We start from the raw sequence: 19344 nt of genomic DNA on the forward strand, positions 1-19344 counted from the left end.
TCGAAAGGAGAGCGTCGGCGACGGCTAGCAGGGGGCAACGGAGAAGCCGTTGCGGGGCCGAATGTACCACCTGATTTTCCAGGCGTCTAGTACGACACCCGAAAAAAACCCCGCGATTTGCGGGGCTTTGAAACGCTTCAGATGTTGGCGTCGAGGAACGCAGCCAGCTGCGACTTCGACAGCGCACCCACTTTGGTCGCTTCCACATTGCCGTCCTTGAACAACATCAGCGTAGGAATACCGCGAACACCGTGCTTGGCAGGAGTGTCCGGGTTTTGATCGATGTTCAGCTTGGCAACAGTCAGCTTGCCTTCATAGGTACCGGCGATTTCGTCCAGAACCGGGGCAATCATTTTGCAAGGGCCACACCATTCAGCCCAATAGTCAACAAGCACAGGACCCTGAGCCTTGAGTACTTCGGCTTCAAAGTTGGCGTCGGTGACGTGTTTGATAAGGTCGCTACTCATGGAAGTCTCCGAGGTCATAGGCTAAAAACGACGCTCATCATAGCGGGCCTCAGGTGATTCAGGAAGCGAAGGTTCATTGAGTCTGACTATGATGGCTCATGACTGGAGTTATGGCAGGCGTTCAGTTGGCGGGCGACACGAACACGATGCCGGTGCGCAGTGCCGCGCCACGAATATGGTCCTGCATGGCCTTTTGCGCTGGCCCTGACGCATGTCGGGCCAGCGCACGAAGGATCTTGCGATGCTCCTGCCAGGTTTCCATGACCCTGGCCGCCCGGATGAACGGCATCTTCTGGCTTTCCAGAAAGATGTCGGCCCCGGCAGTCACGATCCCCAGCATCGCCTGATTGCCGCTGGCGACCAGAATGTGCCGATGAAACTCGAAGTCCAGCCGCGCCGCAGCCTCGAAGTCACCGGCACGCAATTCCAGACGCATGGCTTCGACGTTGTCCTCCAATACATCGCGCTCGTCGGCGGTCAGGGTCACGGCGGCCATGCCTGCAGCGAAACCTTCCAGTGCATAGCGCAACTGAAAGGTGTCGGCCGGAGAAACCTGAGCTTCATAAGGCCAGGAAAAACCACCCGTGCGCTGTTCTGGTTCAGAAATCGACTGCACGAACACGCCTTTGCCGGGCTGGACACTGACCACTCCGAGCGCGCTGAGCGATGACAGGGCTTCACGCAAGGACGCCCGACTGACGCCCAGCAATACCGCCAGATCGCGTTGCGACGGCAGGCTCTCACCGGGCTTGTACCCTTGCTCGGCGATCAATTTGCGAATGGCCCGGAGGGCTGATTCGGGTACTGCGAGTGAAGTGTGCGGCATCACTGTTCAGGCCAGTCAGTCCAGTAAACATCCCTTTTATCCCCATCTCGAACATTCGGCAAGCGACGCCCAGCCCTGGGGCGGCAAGGCTTTAAAGCGCGCCAAAGCAGGGCGCGAAGCCGCTCGACTGGTCAGACCAGTAAGACCATAAACACGCTGCAAACCTTGATTCATGGCAGCTCACGAGCGAATGGCATGCGCTGTGCACTGGAGACAGGCCAACACCTTTCGTTTCGCCCGGAGACTTCATATGACCAAGCGTTACAGCGCCCTGCTTACTGCACTGTTTGCCAGTCTGATGCTGAGCCAGACACCCGCCCACGCCAACGGCCTGGACGACGTTGTAGCGCGCGGCACCCTTAAGGTGGCCGTTCCACAGGACTTCCCGCCATTCGGCTCGGTCGGGCCGGACATGAAACCGCGCGGCCTGGACATCGACACCGCACAGCTGCTGGCTGACAAGCTCAAGGTCAAGCTGGAGCTGACTCCGGTCAACAGCACCAACCGCATTCCGTTCCTGACTACTGGCAAGGTCGACCTGGTGATCTCCAGCCTGGGCAAGAATCCGGACCGCGAGAAAGTCATCGACTTCTCGCGCGCTTACGCACCGTTCTACCTGGCGGTATTCGGTCCACCTGATTCGCCGGTCAAGGACATCGCTGACCTGAAAGGCAAGACCATCAGCGTCACCCGTGGCGCCATCGAGGACATCGAGCTGTCGAAAGTGGCTCCGGAAGGCGCGGTCATCAAGCGCTTCGAAGACAACAACTCGACCATCGCAGCCTATCTGGCCGGTCAGACCGACCTGATCGCCAGCGGCAACGTGGTGATGGTCGCGATCAGCGAGCGCAACCCCAAGCGCATCCCGGCGCTGAAAGTGAAACTCAAGGATTCGCCCGTGTATGTCGGCGTGAACAAGGGTCAGCCGGAACTGCTGGGCAAGGTCGACGAGATTCTGAATGCCGCCAAGGCTGACGGCTCGCTGGAAAAAGCCTCCCAGACCTGGCTGAAGCAACCGCTGCCTGCCGATCTCTGATCACCGCTTTCCGGTAACAGGATTCACCAATGGCTTATCACTTCGACTTTACACCGGTCCTGCAGAGCATCGATCTGCTGTTGCGCGGGGCTTTGTTCACGCTGGAACTGACGGCCATTGGCACGCTGCTGGGCGTCAGTCTCGGTATTGTCGGTGCCGTCGTGAGGGCCTGGAAGATTCAGCCTTTTGCGACGATTTTTGCCATCTATGTCGAGCTGATCCGCAACACGCCGTTTCTGGTCCAGCTGTTCTTCATTTTCTTCGGTCTTCCGTCGCTGGGCGTGCAGATCACGGAATGGCAGGCAGCGGTGCTGGCGATGGTCATCAACCTGGGTGCCTACTCGACTGAAATCGTGCGGGCAGGTATCCAGGCGATTCCCAAGGGTCAGCTTGAAGCATCGGCAGCATTGGCGATGAGTCGCTATGAAGCCTTTCGCCACGTGGTGCTGGTGCCAGCGCTGGGCAAGGTCTGGCCAGCACTGAGCAGCCAGATCATCATCGTTATGCTGGGCTCGTCAGTCTGCTCGCAGATTGCCACTGAAGAACTGAGCTTTTATGCCAACTTCATTCAGTCACGCAACTTTCGCTCGTTCGAAACCTACATTGTGACCACGCTGATCTACCTGGCCATGGCGCTGCTGATCCGGCAATTGCTGGCCTGGATCGGGCGGCGCTACATCTCGAGGAACCGCTGATGGATTTCACCCTCTGGGACATCGTGCGCAATCTGCTGATCGGCCTGCAATGGACCTTGGCCTTGTCGCTGGTGGCCTTCATCGGCGGCGGGCTGATCGGCTTGCTGATAATGGGCATGCGCACCTCGGAAAAATCCGGCCCTCGCGTGACCGCGAAACTCTATATAGAGCTGTTTCAGGGCACACCGCTGTTGATGCAGTTGTTTCTGGTGTTCTTCGGTGTCGCGCTGATGGGACTGAACATTTCGCCCTGGGCTGCGGCGGCACTGGCCTTGACGCTGTTTACCAGCGCCTACCTTGCGGAGATCTGGCGTGGCTGCGTCGAATCGATCTCCAAGGGCCAGTGGGAAGCATCCGCGAGCCTGGCGCTGACTCCGTTCGAACAGATGCGCTATGTGATTCTGCCGCAGGCGTTGCGCATCGCGGTCGCGCCGACGGTCGGCTTTTCGGTGCAGGTGGTCAAAGGCACGGCGGTGACGTCGATCATCGGCTTCACCGAATTGACCAAGACCGGCAGCATGCTGGCCAACGCCACGTTCGAACCTTTCATGGTCTATGGCTTCGTTGCTCTGGGCTACTTCATCCTGTGCTACCCCTTGTCGCTGTGCGCGCGCCATCTGGAAAGGAGACTGCATGCCTCTGCTTAGAATTTCCGCCCTGCATAAATACTATGGCGATCATCACGTGCTCAAAGGCATCGATCTGTCGGTCGAAGAAGGCCAGGTCGTGGCGATCATCGGTCGCAGCGGCTCGGGCAAAAGCACCCTGTTGCGCACGCTCAACGGCCTGGAGTCGATCAACGATGGCGTGATCGAGGTCGATGGCGAATACCTGGATGCGGCACGCGCCGACCTGCGCACGCTGCGCCAGAAGGTCGGCATGGTGTTCCAGCAGTTCAACCTGTTCCCGCACCTGAGCGTGGGCGAGAACGTCATGCTTGCGCCGCAGGTCGTGCAGAAAGTACCAAAGGCCGAGGCCGCCAAACTGGCGAGGAAGATGCTCGAACGCGTCGGACTGGGCGAGAAGTTCGACGCCTTTCCGGATCGCCTGTCCGGTGGTCAGCAGCAACGCGTGGCGATTGCCCGCGCGCTGGCGATGTCGCCCAAGGTCTTGCTGTGCGACGAAATCACTTCGGCGCTGGACCCGGAGCTGGTCAACGAAGTACTCAGCGTGGTGCGCCAGCTGGCAGCCGATGGCATGACCCTGATCATGGTCACCCACGAAATGCGCTTCGCGCGCGAAGTGGGCGACAAGCTGGTGTTCATGCACCAGGGCAAGGTGCATGAAGTGGGCGATCCGAAAGTACTCTTCGCCAACCCGAAAACCCCGGAACTGGCGAACTTCATCGGCACAGTGGAGCACGCCTGACGCTGAACGCAGAGCGTCCGGAACAGCATGTCCACGCGAAGCGATCAGCGTTATACACAAACCCCGAAGAGCCTGGAAAAGGGCTGAATCGGCAGTGTCTGGCTGGACAGAAATCTTGGTGGGAGTGAGCTTGCTCACGAAGGCGTTGGTCCAAACATCATATCTCCGGGGGCTGCACCGGCCTCTTCGCGAGCAAGCTCGCTCCCACGAAGACTTGTGTGTAACGCTGAGCGCGGAGCATGTTGCGGGCACTTATCGTTCCTCACGCTCCGCGTCACAGCTACATGCTGCATCACGTTGGACAGAAATCTTTTTGGGAGTGAGCTTGCTCACGAAGACTTTGGTCCAAACGCCATATTTCCCGGGGCTGCACCGGCCTCTTCGCGAGCAAGCTCGCTCCCACGAAGACTTGTGTGTAACGCTGAGCGCGGAGCATGTTGGAGGCACTTATCGTTCCTCACTCCGCGTGGGAATGCATTTCGTGACGCTCCGCGTCACAGCTAAATGCTGCATCACGCTGGACAGAAATCTTTCTGGGAGTGAGCTTGCTCACGAAGGCGTTGGTCCAAACACCATATCTCCGGGGCCTGCACCGGCCTCTTCGCGAGCAAGCTCGCTCCCACGAAGACTTGTGTGTAAAGCTGAGCGCGGAGCATGTTGCGGGCACTTATCGTTCCTCACGCTCCGCGTCACAGCTACATGCTGCATCACGTTGGACAGAAATCTTTGTGGGAGTGAGCTTGCTCACGAAGGCGTTGGTCCAAACACCATATCTCCGGGGGCTGCACCGGCCTCTTCGCGAGCAAGCTCGCTCCCACGAAGACTTGTGTGTAACGCTGAGCGCGGAGCATGTTGCAGGCACTTATCGTTCCTCACGCTCCGCGTCACAGCTTCATGCTGCATCACGCTGGACAGAAATCATTGTGGGAGTGAGCTTGCTCACGAAGGCGTTGGTCCAAACACCATATCTCCGGGGGCTGCACCGGCCTCTTCGCGAGCAAGCTCGCTCCCACGAAGACTGTGTATTACGCTGAGCGCGGCGCATAGACACGATGGCGTTCTTAGGGATACCTCTCGTTCCGCATGCTTTAGCGTGGCAATGCATTTTGGTGACGCTCTGCGCCACATGGCATTGATAGCCATACGCCACGCGCGCGAGTAATACCGGGTATTTCCGGTGCCTGAACAGCTTCGCGTTGGCGGCAAGCATGGATCGTGGCACGATGGTCCGGTTATCGAACCGGACTTCCTGACCATGCCGCACTCAACACCCAAGAATTTTTCACTGATCGCCGCTATCGACCTGGGCTCCAACAGCTTTCATATGGTTGTGGCAAAAGCCAATCAGGGCGAGATTCGCATTCTTGAGCGCCTGGGCGAGAAGGTGCAGTTGGCCGCTGGCATCGACGAAGAGCGCCAGTTGACCGAAGAATCCATGCAACGCGGTCTCGACTGCCTGAAACGCTTCGCCCAGTTGATCAACGGGCTGCCGCTCGGTGCGGTGCGCATCGTGGGCACCAATGCCCTGCGCGAGGCGCGTAACCGCAACGACTTCATTCACCGCGCCGAAGAAATCCTCGGCCACCCGGTGGAAGTGATTTCCGGCCGCGAAGAAGCGCGCCTCATTTACCTGGGCGTCTCCCACACGCTGGCCGACACCCCGGGCAAACGTCTGGTCGCCGATATCGGCGGCGGTAGTACCGAATTCATCATCGGCCAGCGCTTCGAGCCGCTGCTGCGTGAAAGCTTGCAGATGGGCTGCGTGAGTTTTACCCAGCGCTACTTCCGCGACGGCAAGGTGACACCGGCCCGGTACGCTCAGGCCTATACCGCTGCCCGTCTGGAAATCATGAGCATCGAACACGCGCTGCATCGCCTCAAGTGGGATGAAGCGATCGGTTCGTCAGGCACCATTCGTGCTATCGGCGTGGCGCTCAAGGCCAATGGTTACGGCGCTGGCGAGGTCAACGCCGAAGGGCTGGCCTGGCTCAAGCGCAAGCTGTTCAAGCTGGGTGACGTGGAAAAGATCGACTTCGACGGCATCAAACCCGACCGTCGCGCCATTTTTCCCGCAGGCCTGGCGATTCTGGAAGCCATCTTCGACGCCCTCGAGCTCAAGCGCATGGATCACTGCGAAGGTGCCCTGCGTGAAGGCGTGTTGTATGACCTGATGGGCCGCCATCATCACGAAGACGTGCGTGAGCGTACGCTCAGCTCGCTGATGGAGCGTTATCACGTCGATCTGGAGCAGGCCGCACGCGTTGAAGCCAAGGCGCTGCATGCGCTGGAGCAGGTTGCCGAGAGTTGGGAGCTGCAGCACGAGAGCTACGCCGAACTGCTGAGCTGGGCGGCCAAGGTGCACGAGATCGGCCTGGACATCGCTCACTATCACTACCACAAGCACGGCGCGTACCTGATCGAGCACTCCGACCTGGCCGGTTTCTCACGCGAAGACCAGCAAATGCTCGCACTGCTGGTGCGCGGTCATCGCCGTAATATTCCCAAGGACAAGTTCGCCGAGTTCGGCGATGAAGGCATCAAGCTGATTCGCCTGTGCGTGCTGTTGCGCTTTGCGATTCTGTTTCACCACATTCGTGGCACCCAGGAGATGCCACGTGTGACGTTGCGTGCCGACGGCCCGAATCTGGACGCCGAATTCCCGAAAGGCTGGCTGGAAAACAACCAGCTGACTCAGGCCGACTTCGCGCTGGAAGCGGAGTGGCTGACCCGAGTCGGCATCGTCTTCAGCGTACGCTGAGGACCGGGTTGCTCAGGCGCTCCAAAAGAGTCGCCTGGGCGCTTCGCGGGTTCTGATTACCGGTCGGCGTGCTGCGCACGTAACGCCCGTCCGACTGCAACAGCCAGCTGTGGGTGTTGTCGGTCAGGTAGCTCTCCAGTTCCTTCTTCACACGCAGAATCAACTTCTTGCCTTCCACCGGGAAGCAGGTCTCGACGCGCTTGTCGAGGTTGCGCTCCATCCAGTCGGCACTCGACAGGAACATCTGCTCGTCGCCGCCGTTGAGGAAGTAGAACACTCGCGTGTGCTCCAGGAAGCGGCCGATGATCGAGCGCACATGGATGTTGTGCGAAACCCCGGCGATGCCTGGACGCAGGCAGCACATGCCGCGCACCACCAGATCGATGCGCACACCGGACTGGCTGGCCTTGTACAACGCCCGGATAATCTTCGGATCGGTCAGCGAGTTGAACTTGGCGATGATGTGCGCGGGCTTGCCATCGAGCGCAAATTGCGTCTCGCGGGCGATCATGTCGAGCATGCCTTTCTTGAGCGTGAACGGCGCATGCAGCAGCTTCTTCATGCGCAGCGTCTTGCCCATGCCGATCAACTGGCTGAACAGTTTGCCGACGTCTTCACACAACGCGTCATCGGAGGTCAGCAAGCTGTAGTCGGTATACAGACGTGCGTTACCGGCGTGGTAGTTGCCGGTCCCGAGATGCGCATAACGCACGATCTCGCCCGCTTCGCGACGCAGGATCAACATCATCTTGGCGTGGGTCTTGAAGCCGACCACGCCGTAGATCACCACCGCACCGGCGGCCTGCAGGCGGCTGGCCAGTTGCAGGTTGGACTCTTCATCGAAGCGCGCACGCAACTCGATCACCGCAGTGACTTCCTTGCCGTTACGCGCGGCATCGACCAGTGCATCGACGATTTCCGAGTTCGCGCCGCTCCGATACAGCGTCTGGCGTACCGCCAGCACGTGCGGGTCTTTTGCTGCCTGGCGCAGCAAGTCGACCACGGGCGTGAACGACTCGAAAGGGTGCAGCAACAGGATGTCCTGTTTGCTGACCACGCTGAAAACGTTTTCGCTGTTCTGCAGCAGCTTGGGGATAGCTGGCGTGAACGGCGGGTATTGCAATTCGGGATGGCTGTCCAGGCCGGTGATGCTGAACAGACGCGTCAGGTTGACCGGGCCATTCACCTGATACAGCTCGGACTCGTTCAGATTGAACTGCTTGAGCAGGTAGTCCGACAGGTGTTTCGGGCAGGTGTCCGCCACTTCAAGGCGTACCGCATCACCATAGCGACGCGAGAACAGCTCGCCACGCAATGCGCGCGCCAGGTCTTCCACATCTTCGGAGTCCAGCGCCAGGTCAGCGTTTCGGGTCAGGCGGAACTGGTAGCAGCCCTTGACCTTCATGCCCTGAAACAGATCGTCAGCGTGGGCGTGGATCATCGACGACAGGAACACGAAGTTGTCGCCAGGCCCGCAGACATCTTCCGGCACCTTGATCACTCGCGGCAGCAGACGCGGCGCGGGAATGATCGCAAGACCGGAGTCGCGCCCGAAGGCATCGATGCCTTCAAGCTCGACGATGAAATTCAGGCTCTTGTTGACCAGCAAAGGGAACGGGTGCGTCGGGTCGAGGCCGATCGGGGTGATGATCGGCGCGATCTCGTCGCGGAAGTAGCGTCGTACCCAGGCCTTGAGCTTGGCCGTCCAGTGACGGCGACGAATGAAGCGGACCTGATGTTTCTCCAGCTCCGGCAGCAGAATATCGTTGAGGATCGCGTACTGGCGATCCACATGACCGTGTACCAGTTCACTGATCCTGGCCAGCGCCTGATGCGGCTGCAGACCGTCAGCGCCCGCCTGTTCGCGGGCAAAGGTGATCTGCTTCTTCAGGCCTGCAACACGAATCTCGAAGAACTCATCGAGGTTGCTGGAGAAGATCAGCAAAAACTTCAGCCGCTCCAGCAATGGGTAGGACTCATCGAGCGCCTGTTCCAGAACCCGGATATTGAACTGTAGTTGCGACAGCTCACGGTGGATATACAGGCTGCTATCGTCCAGGTTCGGAGCGACGATAGCGGGCACCGCAGCGGCGGGTGCCTCGATGGCCGGGATTACTTCGATGTCAGGTTCGACCACGGGTGTTGCCTCCGGGACATCGACTTGAACAGCGGCTTCGATGAGTGCTTCGGTATTCATGAATGTTCCTGTGAGGCTATTGCCCCTTCAACAGTTGAGCGGCGCGAACAGCAAAGTAGGTAAGAATGCCGTCGGCGCCGGCGCGTTTGAAGGCAGTGAGGGACTCGAGAATCACCCCTTCACTCAGCCAACCGTTCTGGATTGCGGCCATGTGCATCGCGTATTCACCGCTGACCTGATACACAAAGGTCGGCACTTTGAACTCATCCTTGACCCTGTACAGAATGTCCAGATAAGGCATGCCAGGCTTGACCATGACCATGTCGGCGCCTTCGGCAAGGTCGGCTGCCACTTCGTGCAGAGCCTCGTTGCTGTTGGCCGGGTCCATCTGATAGGAGGCCTTGTTGGCCTTGCCCAGATTCAGGGAGGAACCCACCGCATCACGGAACGGACCGTAGTAGGCACTGGCGTACTTGGCCGAATAGGCCATGATCCTGACATTCACATGCCCGGCCAGCTCCAAAGACTCGCGGATGGCCTGAATGCGACCGTCCATCATGTCCGATGGTGCGACCACCTGAGCACCGGCATCGGCGTGCGACAGCGCCTGTTTCACCAGCGCGTCGACAGTGATGTCGTTCTGAACGTAGCCCTCTTCGTCGAGGATGCCGTCCTGACCATGCGTGGTGAACGGGTCCAGCGCCACATCAGTGATGACGCCCAGCTCCGGGAAACGGTCACGCAGGGCGCGGGTCGCGCGCTGGGCGATGCCGTCCGGGCTCCAGGCTTCGGCACCGTCGAGGGATTTCTTTTCCGGCGGTGTCACCGGGAACAGCGCCAGCGCAGGGATACCCAACGCGACCCAGTGCTCGGCTTCCTTGAGCAACAGATCAACGCTCAAGCGCTCGACGCCAGGCATCGAGGCGATGGACTCACGACGGTTTTCACCATCGAGAACAAATACGGGAAGAATCAGATCGTCGACAGTGACAACGTTTTCACGCACCAGCCGACGGGAAAAGTCGTCGCGGCGATTACGGCGCAGACGAGTGAGAGGAAACAGGCGGTTAGCGGGGGTAAAGCTCACGGCGAGACTCCTGAGCCCGCTTACGCGGGCAAGCGCGACAGTTATAAGCCGCCATTATGACCAATGTGTGACAGTCATGGTTCGACCTGCGACTGCACGTCGCGGTCACGGCCTTAAAGGGGATACGACCATTGTGGTTGCAAGAATCTTTAACGTCGAGACACATATGGACACTTTCATGATTGCCTTGGGCGCGTTAGGCTGCGCGTTCATTTCGCCAGCATCCAGACAATGCTCCAGAATTTCTTGAACGAATTCGGCTACTTTGCCCTGTTCCTCGGCACCTTTTTTGAAGGCGAGACCATTCTGGTTCTTGCCGGATTCCTGGCGTTCCGCGGATACATGGACCTCAATATCGTCATCCTCGTAGCCTTTTGTGGCAGTTATGCGGGCGACCAGTTGTGGTATTTCATGGGACGCAAGCACGGCCGCAAGCTTCTGGCGCGCAAGCCTCGCTGGCAACTCATGGGCGACAAGGCGCTACGGCTGGTCCGCAAGCACCCGGACATCTGGGTATTGGGCTTCCGCTTCGTGTACGGCCTGCGAACGGTCATGCCCGTGGCCATCGGCCTGTCGGGTTATCCACCCGGGCGTTATCTTCTGCTGAACGGTATCGGCGCGGCTGTCTGGGCTGCGGCGCTGGGTTCGGCTGCTTACCACTTCGGCGCGGTGCTCGAAGGCTTGCTGGGTAACGTCAAGAAATATGAACTCTGGGTGCTGGGCGCACTGGTTCTGGTGGGGCTGGCCCTGTGGATACGCCGACGCGTCAAGAACGCCCGGATCGCCCGTGAAGAGCGTGAAGAAAAGAGCCGTTTCTGTGCATCGGCAGCGGCCTCCGACCTGGAAACGCCGGTCACCGTGCCCGTCGATCTGACGAAAAAATCCGACGAATAAACGTCCCCCCCTCCCGAGCGCAGGCTGACAAGCCTCGCTCGGCGATAGCGCACAGACGCTGCCGAACTCGCGACCACCGCCCTCCCCATGCACCTTTGCTCAGCCGGCTTTGCACCGCCAACGATGCCTCAACTGAACACTCGGCCCGTAAAGCGATCAACTGAACAGACAAATTAAAACAAACATTAAGTTGATCGAGCACAAGGAGCCGAAATCGATGCAGAAAAAAGTGGCTGTAATCCTCTCCGGCTGTGGCGTCTACGACGGTGCCGAGATTCACGAAAGCGTTCTCACCCTGTTGCGTCTGGATCAGCGCGGTGCGCAGGTTCAGTGCTTCGCCCCCAACATCGCTCAGCATCACGTCATCAATCACCTGAACGGTGAGGAAATGCCCGAGTCGCGCAATGTGCTGGTCGAGTCTGCGCGCATTGCACGGGGCGAAGTGAAGGACATCCGCGAAGCAAATGCCGAAGACTTTGACGCCCTGATCATCCCGGGCGGCTTCGGCTCGGCAAAGAACCTTTCCGACCTTGCCCTGCAAGGCCATGCCTGCCAGGTCGAAGCCGGGCTGCTGGAGCTCGCCGAGGCGTTTGCCGAAGCCGGAAAACCGGTCGGGCTGATCTGCATCACCCCGGCACTCGCGGCCAAGATCTATGGCCCCGGCGTGACCTGCACCATCGGCAGCGACCCTGAAACCGCTGCGGCCATCACTAAAATGGGTGGCAGCCATGCTGAATGCGCCGTCGATGACATCGTCGAGGACGAAGCGCGAAAACTGGTCAGCACACCTGCCTATATGGTCGCCAAGAGCATCAGCGAAGCGGCCTCGGGCATCAATAAGCTGGTTGACCGCGTGCTGGAGCTGACTCACGAGGGCGATGCCTGACCGTCGCCCTGCCTACAAAACACCGCCTGTCAGACGGGCGGTGTTTTGCAGGCTGGCCATGGTGATCCATCCGGGCTTTATGCTTTACTGTATGTATGAACAGTATACGAGTAACGCCAGATGTCCAGTCTCTATCCGGTTCGTGGCCGAGGCACTGCCAGCAATCCGCATAACCGTTTCGCACCCAGTCAGTCGGTGGTTGAAGACGATGGCTGGTATCAGGAAGTACCGCTCACGCAAGGCACCCAGGTCACCAGCGAAACAGCCAAAAGCATCATTACCCGCAACAGCTCGCCGGATATCCCCTTTGACAGGTCGATCAACCCTTACCGGGGCTGCGAGCACGGCTGCATCTATTGTTTCGCCAGACCCAGCCACGCCTATTGGGACATGTCGCCGGGCCTGGACTTCGAGACCAAGCTGATCGCCAAGACCAACGCGGCGGCGCTGCTGGAGCAACAACTGTCCAAACCCGGCTACCGCTGCGCGCCCATCACCCTCGGGGCCAACACCGACCCCTACCAGCCGATCGAGCGTGAGTACCGCATCACCCGGGCGACGCTTGAGGTGTTACTGCGCTATCGACATCCGGTCAGCATCATTACCAAAGGCTCGCTGATCCTGCGCGATCTGGATCTGCTGGCAGAAATGGCCAGGCTGCGGCTGGTGTCGGTCTTCATCAGCCTGACGACGCTGGATGACGAACTCAAATGCATCCTCGAACCCAGGGCCGCGGCGCCCAAGGCTCGCTTGCGGGCCATTCGGGTATTGCGTCAGGCGGGGGTCCCGGTCGGTGTGCTGTGTGCGCCGATGATCCCGATGATCAACGACAGCGAGCTGGAGGCACTGCTGAGCGAAGCGAAAGCTGCGGGTGCCCTGAGCGCCAGCTACGTGATGCTGCGCCTGCCGCTGGAAGTCGCGCCGCTGTTCGACGAGTGGCTGAAGACGCATTACCCGCAACGCGCCGATCATGTCATGAGTCTGATTCGTCAAAGTCGCGGCGGAGCCCTGTACGACAGCACGTTTGGTTCTCGAATGCGTGGCGAAGGACCGTTTGCCGACCTGCTGGCTCAACGCTATGCGCTGGCGATCAAACGGCTCGGATTGAACAAACGGGGTAGATTTGCACTCGATTGCGATGCGTTTTGTCCGCCGGGAGGGCAAATGTCGCTGCTGTGACGAACTTGGTACTATCGTGCAAACCCGCGTCCCAGAGCCATCGCATTCAGTTTCGTTTAAGCTTCGGCGATTAGTCTGTTACTCGGAGTGTCATCAGCGATAGCGCTCAAGGGATTTGTTCGTGATGCCTTTTAGAGAGGGATCACATCCGGCTCTGGTCAAACAGGCATGAAGAATCCACATCAATTCGTCAGAGAGGGTGAAGACATGACAGACATCGGTAAACAGCATTCGGCTACGTCGTCCAGCACATCAAGCCATTCGGACAGCGCCGACGTAGCGTTGAAACATATCGTCGATGGCTTTGTACATTTCCGTAAAGAGGTCTTCCCCCAGCAGGAAGAACTGTTCAAGAAGCTGGCGACCGCCCAATCTCCACGGGCCATGTTCATCACCTGCGCCGACTCGCGCATCGTGCCCGAATTGATTACCCAAAGTTCGCCAGGCGACCTGTTCGTCACGCGTAACGTCGGCAACGTCGTACCGCCGTATGGCCAGATGAATGGCGGCGTGTCCACCGCTCTGGAATACGCAGTGGTTGCACTGGGCGTGCAGCACATCATCGTTTGCGGACACTCTGACTGCGGCGCCATGCGCGCAGTGCTCAACCCCGACAGCCTGGACAAGATGCCTACGGTAAAAGCCTGGTTGCGCCATGCCGAGGTTGCCCGCACGGTGGTCGAGCAGAACTGCAGCTGCAGCGGCGAACTGGAAACCATGCAGGTCCTGACTCAGGAAAACGTGATCTCCCAGTTGCAACACCTGCGCACCCACCCTTCGGTCGCAGCGAAAATGGCTAGCGGCCAGTTGTTCATTCACGGCTGGGTCTACAGCATCGAAACCAGCGAAATCCTGGCTTATGACGCCGAGCTCGATCGTTTCATACCGCTCGACGGTAAGGGACCGACGCCGATGGCTTCACCGAAAGCACGCTTTTCAGCCGACTGATCACCAGTCCGACTGACGGCAAGCCCTTCTTAATCAGCTGATGGCGACTGCGCAGGATGCGCGTCGCCCGTCTTGCCTCGTCTGAAGAATCCCGGAGAAGCGTCATGGGTATTACAGCATTGAAAACCGCTTTACCACGGGAGTTGCTCGCTTCCGTGGTCGTGTTCCTGGTCGCCCTGCCGCTGTGCATGGGCATCGCCATTGCATCCGGCATGCCTCCGGCCAAAGGTCTGATCACCGGCATCGTGGGCGGGCTGATAGTCGGCTGGATAGCCGGTTCGCCGCTGCAGGTCAGCGGACCCGCAGCCGGTCTGGCAGTACTGGTTTTTGAAGTGGTGCGCGAGCACGGCATGGCCATGCTGGGTCCTATTCTGGTACTCGCCGGACTGCTTCAGCTGCTGGCGGGTCGATTCAAGCTTGGCTGCTGGTTCCGGGTCACGGCACCTGCAGTGGTCTATGGCATGCTCGCCGGTATCGGTGTGCTGATCGTACTGTCACAGGCACACGTGATGTTTGACAGCGGCCCCAAACCCTCCGGGCTGGACAACCTGATCGCCTTCCCTTCCACACTGATCCAGGCCTTCGGACCCGGCACCGGCATGCAGGCCGGTATGCTCGGTCTGGGCACCATGCTGATCATGTGGGGCTGGGAAAAACTCCGTCCGCAGTCTTTGCGCTTCGTACCCGGCGCACTGCTGGGCGTGGGCATCGCCACCGGCATCAGCCTGTTCATGGCCTTGCAGGTCAAGCGTGTCGAAGTGCCTGACAACCTGGCCGACGCCATCGACTGGCTTCGCCCGGCCGACCTGATGAATCTGGCCGACCCGGCCATTCTGGTGGCGGCTATCGTCGTAGCGTTCATCGCCAGTGCCGAAACGCTGCTTTCCGCCTCGGCGGTTGACCGCATGCACAGTGGCCAGCGTTCGGACTTCGACAAGGAACTCAGCGCTCAAGGCGTGGGCAACATGCTCTGCGGCCTGCTCGGTGCGTTGCCGATGACAGGCGTTATCGTACGCAGCTCGGCCAACGTCCAGGCCGGTGCCACCACGCGCTTCTCGACGATCTTCCACGGCCTGTGGCTGCTCGCATTCGTGTTGCTGCTGTCGAGCGTACTGCAGAGCATTCCGGTTGCGAGCCTGGCTGGCGTGCTGGTCTACACCGGCCTGAAGCTGGTCGATCTGAAGGCGTTTCGCGGTCTGGGCCGCTATGGCCGGATGCCGATGTTCACCTATGCGGCGACTGCCATTGCGATCATCTTCACCGACCTGCTGACCGGTGTGCTGGTCGGTTTCGGCCTGACTCTGGTGAAACTGGCGTTCAAGGCTTCGCGCCTGAAGATCAATGTGGTCGAACTGGCGGGCGAGAAGGAATTCGAGCTGCGTCTGGTCGGTGCCGCAACCTTCCTCAAGGTGCCGGCGCTGACTCAGGCACTGGGCACTATCCCGCAGGGCAGCACGGTGCATGTGCCGTTGGGCAATCTGTCCTACATCGACCACTCGTGTCTGGAACTGCTGGAAGAATGGGGTCGTTCCAATGCCGCTCATGGCACACGGTTGCTGATCGAATCGCGTGGCCTGAAGCGTCGTCTTGAAGGGCGGATCTACACGACAACGGGGATCGGCTCGGGCGCGGCCTGATAGTCGCTACCTTGTTATCACAGCCTTGGAAACATGGGAGCCGGATGGGTCTTCGCGTAGCAGCGGAGCGATATCCGGCTCCTTCCATTGCCGGCGAAGACAGTGATTCGGGCCTCTGAATCAGACCGCGGAGCGCTCCAGCTCCAGGCCGACGCCCAATTGCCGTGACAGGCTTGGCCAGCGCTGCCAGGCCGCCCCCGTTGCAGGGCTGATCAGCTTCTCGCGATAGGCCTCGACCGAGTCCAGCGCGAAACTCTCCTCATCAAGCAATTCATCGACAGCATGGTGCACCGCTTCGTCCAGCTGGTTGGCAAATTGCTCGCCGATCAACTGGTGGGCGATCACGCTGGCAACCGTGGTATTTGACGGTATCAGCGGCTGACCGAAATGCTTGATGTACAGGTCATTCACTTCCTCGACCAGCCGGTGGGCCAGATAAGCCTCGTCCAACAGGCTTTCCAGGCCTTCATGCCCATCCATGATGGAAGGCGGGGCCGCGAAAAAATGCTCGGCGATTTTCAGCACCGGCTTTATCTGCCCTTCGATCCCGGCTTGCAGCGCGACCTCATGGGCGGCGTCCAGCAGATCGGGGACCAGATCGATATAGGCCGTGACGAAACGCGTCAGTACGTCTTTCGCGTCGACTTCCGGCAGATGAATGGCGGGATGAAGATGTGGGAGCTTTTGTTCCAGCTGTTGCAGCAAGTGGCCGGTCCGGGCCTCATGTTGATGGGCTAGTTGTATCTGCTCGCGCAATGCGGCGGTGTTCATGGCTGCTGGGACTCCTTGAGGCGTCAGACCCCGTGGTTCGTTGATGAAGAGTCATACGTTAGCTTGCTTAACTAACCGCCTAAGACGGTTTTGCTATATGCGACTCACATTTAGATACATTGGCTATATTAAAACAGCCTTTGCTCAATTTCTGACCAAATACGGCTGCCGTGCCCGGCTATGCGGACGCGCTGCAGCTCGCGTTTTGCATAAGCAGGCTACTCTGAAGTCGCCCGCAGCTCTTTCGACACGCTGTCCGACATAAAAAGTGAGCCACGCATGACTCAGCCTCTTTTGTCCAAACGGCTCGTTCTGCGTTTGACGTGCTTAATGGTAATCATGCTGATGTGCGGATTGGCATTGCCGTCGCTCTATGCCGTGCTGACCGGGCATGACAGAGTCGGCGTGCAGGGGGAGGACGCTTCTCGTCAGGTCGAGGTGCAATTTACTGCCGGCAACGCGGCCGGGATGACCTGGGCGTTCTACCCGCAGTCCCGCCAGATGCAGGTCCACCCCGGTGCGGTCAACGAGATGATCTTCATCGCGCAGAACCCGACCGACAGGCCGATGCAAGCCCAGGCCGTACCGGGTATTTCGCCTGTAAAGGCGGCAGCGTGGTTTCACAAGACCGAATGCTTCTGCTTCACCCAACAGACATTGCAACCGGGCGAGCGTATCGAGATGCCGGTGCGCTTCATCGTCGACCGTGACCTGCCCGACGATGTAAAAAGTCTGACGCTGGCTTATACGCTGTTCGATGTCACCACGCGCTAGGCTCGGTGCGCAATATAGGCCATCATCCTCGACCTTACGCCGATCACGACTCGCGCTGACACCATGACCCGTACCCAGAAAGCCGTTTTCATTGCTGCCGCCATCGTCGCCCTGCTTCTGGGCGTGATCCTCAGTCAGGTGCTGCCTGGTCGCAGCTCACAGGACCAGGCGGCGCTCAACGACGCGGGTATTGTGCTGCTCCCCAAAAGCCGCCAATTGCCAGCCCTGAGCATGACCGACCAGAACGGCGCGGCTGTAGCGCTTGATGGCTTGAAAGACCAATGGACGCTGATGTTCTTCGGCTACACCTTCTGCCCGGACATTTGCCCCACGACGCTGGCGCAAATCAAGCAGATCAGGGCCGAGCTGCCCGAAGAGGCAGTCAAGCACATGCGGGTAGTACTGGTCAGCGTCGACCCGAACCGTGACACGCCGCAGCAGCTCAAGCAGTACCTGGGCTACTTCGACCCGCAGTACATCGGCCTGACGGCACCTGTCGCTGATATTCAGACACTGGCCAATGCCGTGAGCATTCCGTTCATTCCTGCAGACACCAGTAAACCGAACTACTTCGTCGATCACAGCGGTAACCTGGCCCTGATCGGCCCGGACGGTACCCAGCGAGGCTTTATCCGTGCCCCGCTGAACAACCAGAAGCTGGTGAAACAATTGCCGGGGTTGCTGGAGCGGGATTAAACCGAGCGTTCTGCCGCTCCAACGAACCTGATAAAGGTTTACTCGCTCAACCGAACAGGCGCCTTGCTTCCCAAACGAATCAGCTCATTGGAGAAACATAACCCTGCGATGATGAGCATCGCCCCGACGTACAAGCTCTCACGCGGCACTTCATTGAGCACCACGAACGCCAACAGCGCGGCGAACAGCGGTTCGGTCAACTCCAATGCCTGTACCTGGGACGGTTTGAGGTACTCGATGGCCTTGGTTGTGCAAAAGAACCCCAATATGGTCGGCAACGCCGCCAGCGCTAACAGTGCGGCAATCACAAGCGCTGACAGTTCGCCGATCACAAAACCATCTGCCGCTGCTGGCATCAGAAGGTACAGCCCGCCAAAAAACAGCAGCTGCCGGGTAAAATGCAGCCCTCCTGCCACACCCATATGCTTCATGGCGACTGAAAAAGCCCCGTAACCACAACCGGCAATAGAGGCGAGTGCGGCACCCTGCAGGGTGAAGCCCTGCTGAATATCGGCGCCAAAAATCACTGCGATCCCGGCAATAGCGAGCGCAGCCCCCACCACTGCATTCGCGGTAATGGCGTCTTTGAGGAAGATACGCCCCAGAATAATCGAGGAAATCGAGGCGCTGGCCATCAGCACCACGACGACGCCTGCCGCTGCGTAACTTCGGTAGGCGGACGTTTCAAAGTGGAACAGTACGAAAATGCCGAGGAATGCACAGACTGCTGCGTGTACCCATTTCGCTTTCGACGCCGGACGCCTTAAGAAAAGCAATAAGACCGAGAGGAGCAGGCAGCCCAGGATGGTCTTGATAACCGCCACACTGCTGGGGGTAAAACCATGACTCATGAGGATTTTACTGAGCACTCCAATCGTTGCGTTGAGGGCTGCGGCGGAGAGCGCAAAGAAGATGCCTTTGCTGAAATTAGATTGCATTGATGACAGTCCCTGTCGCTGACGCGTCGTTTAATAAAAGGCCGGTCCCTACCTGAAGGACCAAAGTTTGAGCGTTGCCCCGAGCCAGTCAGCAAGATCACCAGCGACAGGCCAGAGGGCTGGAATCACCGGGACAGATTACCAGACTGATCCAGAACAGGTTCTGTAGAAGTGCGCGCGGGCCATGATGGTTGCCACACAGCGCCCTGAGCGTCGAGCCAACTTGAAGCTGGCTCGGGATCGAGGG

General features: G+C 59.2%; 18 protein-coding genes. 12 read left to right on the forward strand and 6 right to left on the reverse strand.

Annotated features, from left to right (window positions below; genetic code table 11):
* Positions 1 to 137: 137 nt before the first annotated feature.
* Positions 138 to 467, reverse strand: a complete 330-nt coding sequence (gene trxA / locus V476_RS09940; RefSeq protein ID WP_024959397.1) for a thioredoxin TrxA — start codon at positions 465 to 467, stop codon at positions 138 to 140.
* Positions 468 to 588: 121 nt separating this feature from the next.
* On the reverse strand, positions 589 to 1293 hold the full coding sequence (locus V476_RS09945) for a FadR/GntR family transcriptional regulator (RefSeq protein ID WP_003365835.1): 705 nt from the start codon (positions 1291 to 1293) through the stop codon (positions 589 to 591).
* A 250-nt stretch (positions 1294 to 1543) separates the two neighbouring features.
* Between V476_RS09945 and V476_RS09950 the strand changes: the two genes are divergently transcribed.
* The 5 genes from V476_RS09950 (at position 1544) to ppx (ending at position 7150) form a co-directional block, all read left to right on the forward strand.
* Positions 1544 to 2329, forward strand: a complete 786-nt coding sequence (locus V476_RS09950) for a transporter substrate-binding domain-containing protein (protein WP_003317349.1) — start codon at positions 1544 to 1546, stop codon at positions 2327 to 2329.
* 29 nt (positions 2330 to 2358) lie between these two features.
* On the forward strand, positions 2359 to 3024 hold the full coding sequence (locus tag V476_RS09955; RefSeq protein ID WP_003317350.1) for an amino acid ABC transporter permease: 666 nt from the start codon (positions 2359 to 2361) through the stop codon (positions 3022 to 3024).
* On the forward strand, positions 3021 to 3671 hold the full coding sequence (locus V476_RS09960) for an amino acid ABC transporter permease (protein ID WP_032619528.1): 651 nt from the start codon (positions 3021 to 3023) through the stop codon (positions 3669 to 3671). Before V476_RS09955 ends, V476_RS09960 begins: the two co-directional genes overlap by 4 nt.
* Positions 3658 to 4392, forward strand: coding sequence for an amino acid ABC transporter ATP-binding protein (locus V476_RS09965; RefSeq protein ID WP_003317352.1), 735 nt, complete (start codon positions 3658 to 3660; stop codon positions 4390 to 4392). Before V476_RS09960 ends, V476_RS09965 begins: the two co-directional genes overlap by 14 nt.
* Positions 4393 to 5647: 1255 nt before the next feature.
* A complete protein-coding gene (gene ppx, locus V476_RS09970) occupies positions 5648 to 7150 on the forward strand; it encodes an exopolyphosphatase (RefSeq protein WP_003341571.1) in 1503 nt (500 codons plus the stop codon).
* Here the strand turns inward: ppx and ppk1 are convergent.
* Together ppk1 and hemB are read right to left on the reverse strand one after the other, a co-directional pair.
* A complete protein-coding gene (gene ppk1, locus V476_RS09975; protein ID WP_003392490.1) occupies positions 7137 to 9347 on the reverse strand; it encodes a polyphosphate kinase 1 in 2211 nt (736 codons plus the stop codon). The two genes, ppx and ppk1, sit on opposite strands and share 14 nt — an antisense overlap.
* Positions 9348 to 9363: 16 nt before the next feature.
* Positions 9364 to 10374 (reverse strand): porphobilinogen synthase, encoded by a 1011-nt coding sequence (gene hemB, locus V476_RS09980; protein ID WP_024959395.1) that lies wholly within the window; start codon positions 10372 to 10374, stop codon positions 9364 to 9366.
* A 231-nt stretch (positions 10375 to 10605) separates the two neighbouring features.
* Here hemB and V476_RS09985 point away from each other — a divergent pair, with 231 nt between their 5' ends.
* From V476_RS09985 to V476_RS10005, 5 genes are all read left to right on the forward strand, one after another.
* The gene (locus tag V476_RS09985; protein ID WP_003392491.1) at positions 10606 to 11268 is read left to right on the forward strand and encodes a DedA family protein; all 663 of its coding nucleotides are present in this window, start codon (positions 10606 to 10608) and stop codon (positions 11266 to 11268) included.
* Between the two features lie 217 nt (positions 11269 to 11485).
* Complete coding sequence (gene elbB / locus V476_RS09990; protein ID WP_010413499.1) at positions 11486 to 12154, forward strand: isoprenoid biosynthesis glyoxalase ElbB; 669 nt, start codon at positions 11486 to 11488, stop codon at positions 12152 to 12154.
* Between the two features lie 120 nt (positions 12155 to 12274).
* The gene (locus V476_RS09995) at positions 12275 to 13333 is read left to right on the forward strand and encodes a PA0069 family radical SAM protein (RefSeq protein ID WP_024959394.1); all 1059 of its coding nucleotides are present in this window, start codon (positions 12275 to 12277) and stop codon (positions 13331 to 13333) included.
* A 207-nt stretch (positions 13334 to 13540) separates the two neighbouring features.
* The gene (locus V476_RS10000) at positions 13541 to 14281 is read left to right on the forward strand and encodes a carbonic anhydrase (protein ID WP_004409041.1); all 741 of its coding nucleotides are present in this window, start codon (positions 13541 to 13543) and stop codon (positions 14279 to 14281) included.
* A 104-nt stretch (positions 14282 to 14385) separates the two neighbouring features.
* Positions 14386 to 15918, forward strand: coding sequence for a SulP family inorganic anion transporter (locus tag V476_RS10005; protein WP_003392495.1), 1533 nt, complete (start codon positions 14386 to 14388; stop codon positions 15916 to 15918).
* Positions 15919 to 16038: 120 nt separating this feature from the next.
* On the opposite strand, the gene V476_RS10010 is transcribed toward V476_RS10005, so the two are convergent.
* Positions 16039 to 16689: a hypothetical protein gene (locus V476_RS10010; protein WP_004414456.1), complete on the reverse strand. Its 651-nt coding sequence runs from the start codon at positions 16687 to 16689 to the stop codon at positions 16039 to 16041.
* Between the two features lie 279 nt (positions 16690 to 16968).
* Here V476_RS10010 and V476_RS10015 point away from each other — a divergent pair, with 279 nt between their 5' ends.
* Both V476_RS10015 and V476_RS10020 read left to right on the forward strand, forming a co-directional pair.
* Positions 16969 to 17463 (forward strand): cytochrome c oxidase assembly protein, encoded by a 495-nt coding sequence (locus V476_RS10015; protein WP_024959393.1) that lies wholly within the window; start codon positions 16969 to 16971, stop codon positions 17461 to 17463.
* 63 nt (positions 17464 to 17526) lie between these two features.
* A complete protein-coding gene (locus V476_RS10020; protein WP_003392498.1) occupies positions 17527 to 18159 on the forward strand; it encodes an SCO family protein in 633 nt (210 codons plus the stop codon).
* Positions 18160 to 18197: 38 nt separating this feature from the next.
* Here the strand turns inward: V476_RS10020 and V476_RS10025 are convergent, their stop codons facing one another.
* Positions 18198 to 19097 (reverse strand): DMT family transporter, encoded by a 900-nt coding sequence (locus V476_RS10025; protein ID WP_003425986.1) that lies wholly within the window; start codon positions 19095 to 19097, stop codon positions 18198 to 18200.
* Between the last annotated feature and the right edge of the window lie 247 nt (positions 19098 to 19344).

It is taken from the genome of Pseudomonas syringae KCTC 12500, from assembly GCF_000507185.2.
In the GTDB taxonomy this organism is placed as follows: Bacteria; Pseudomonadota; Gammaproteobacteria; order Pseudomonadales; family Pseudomonadaceae; genus Aquipseudomonas; species Aquipseudomonas syringae.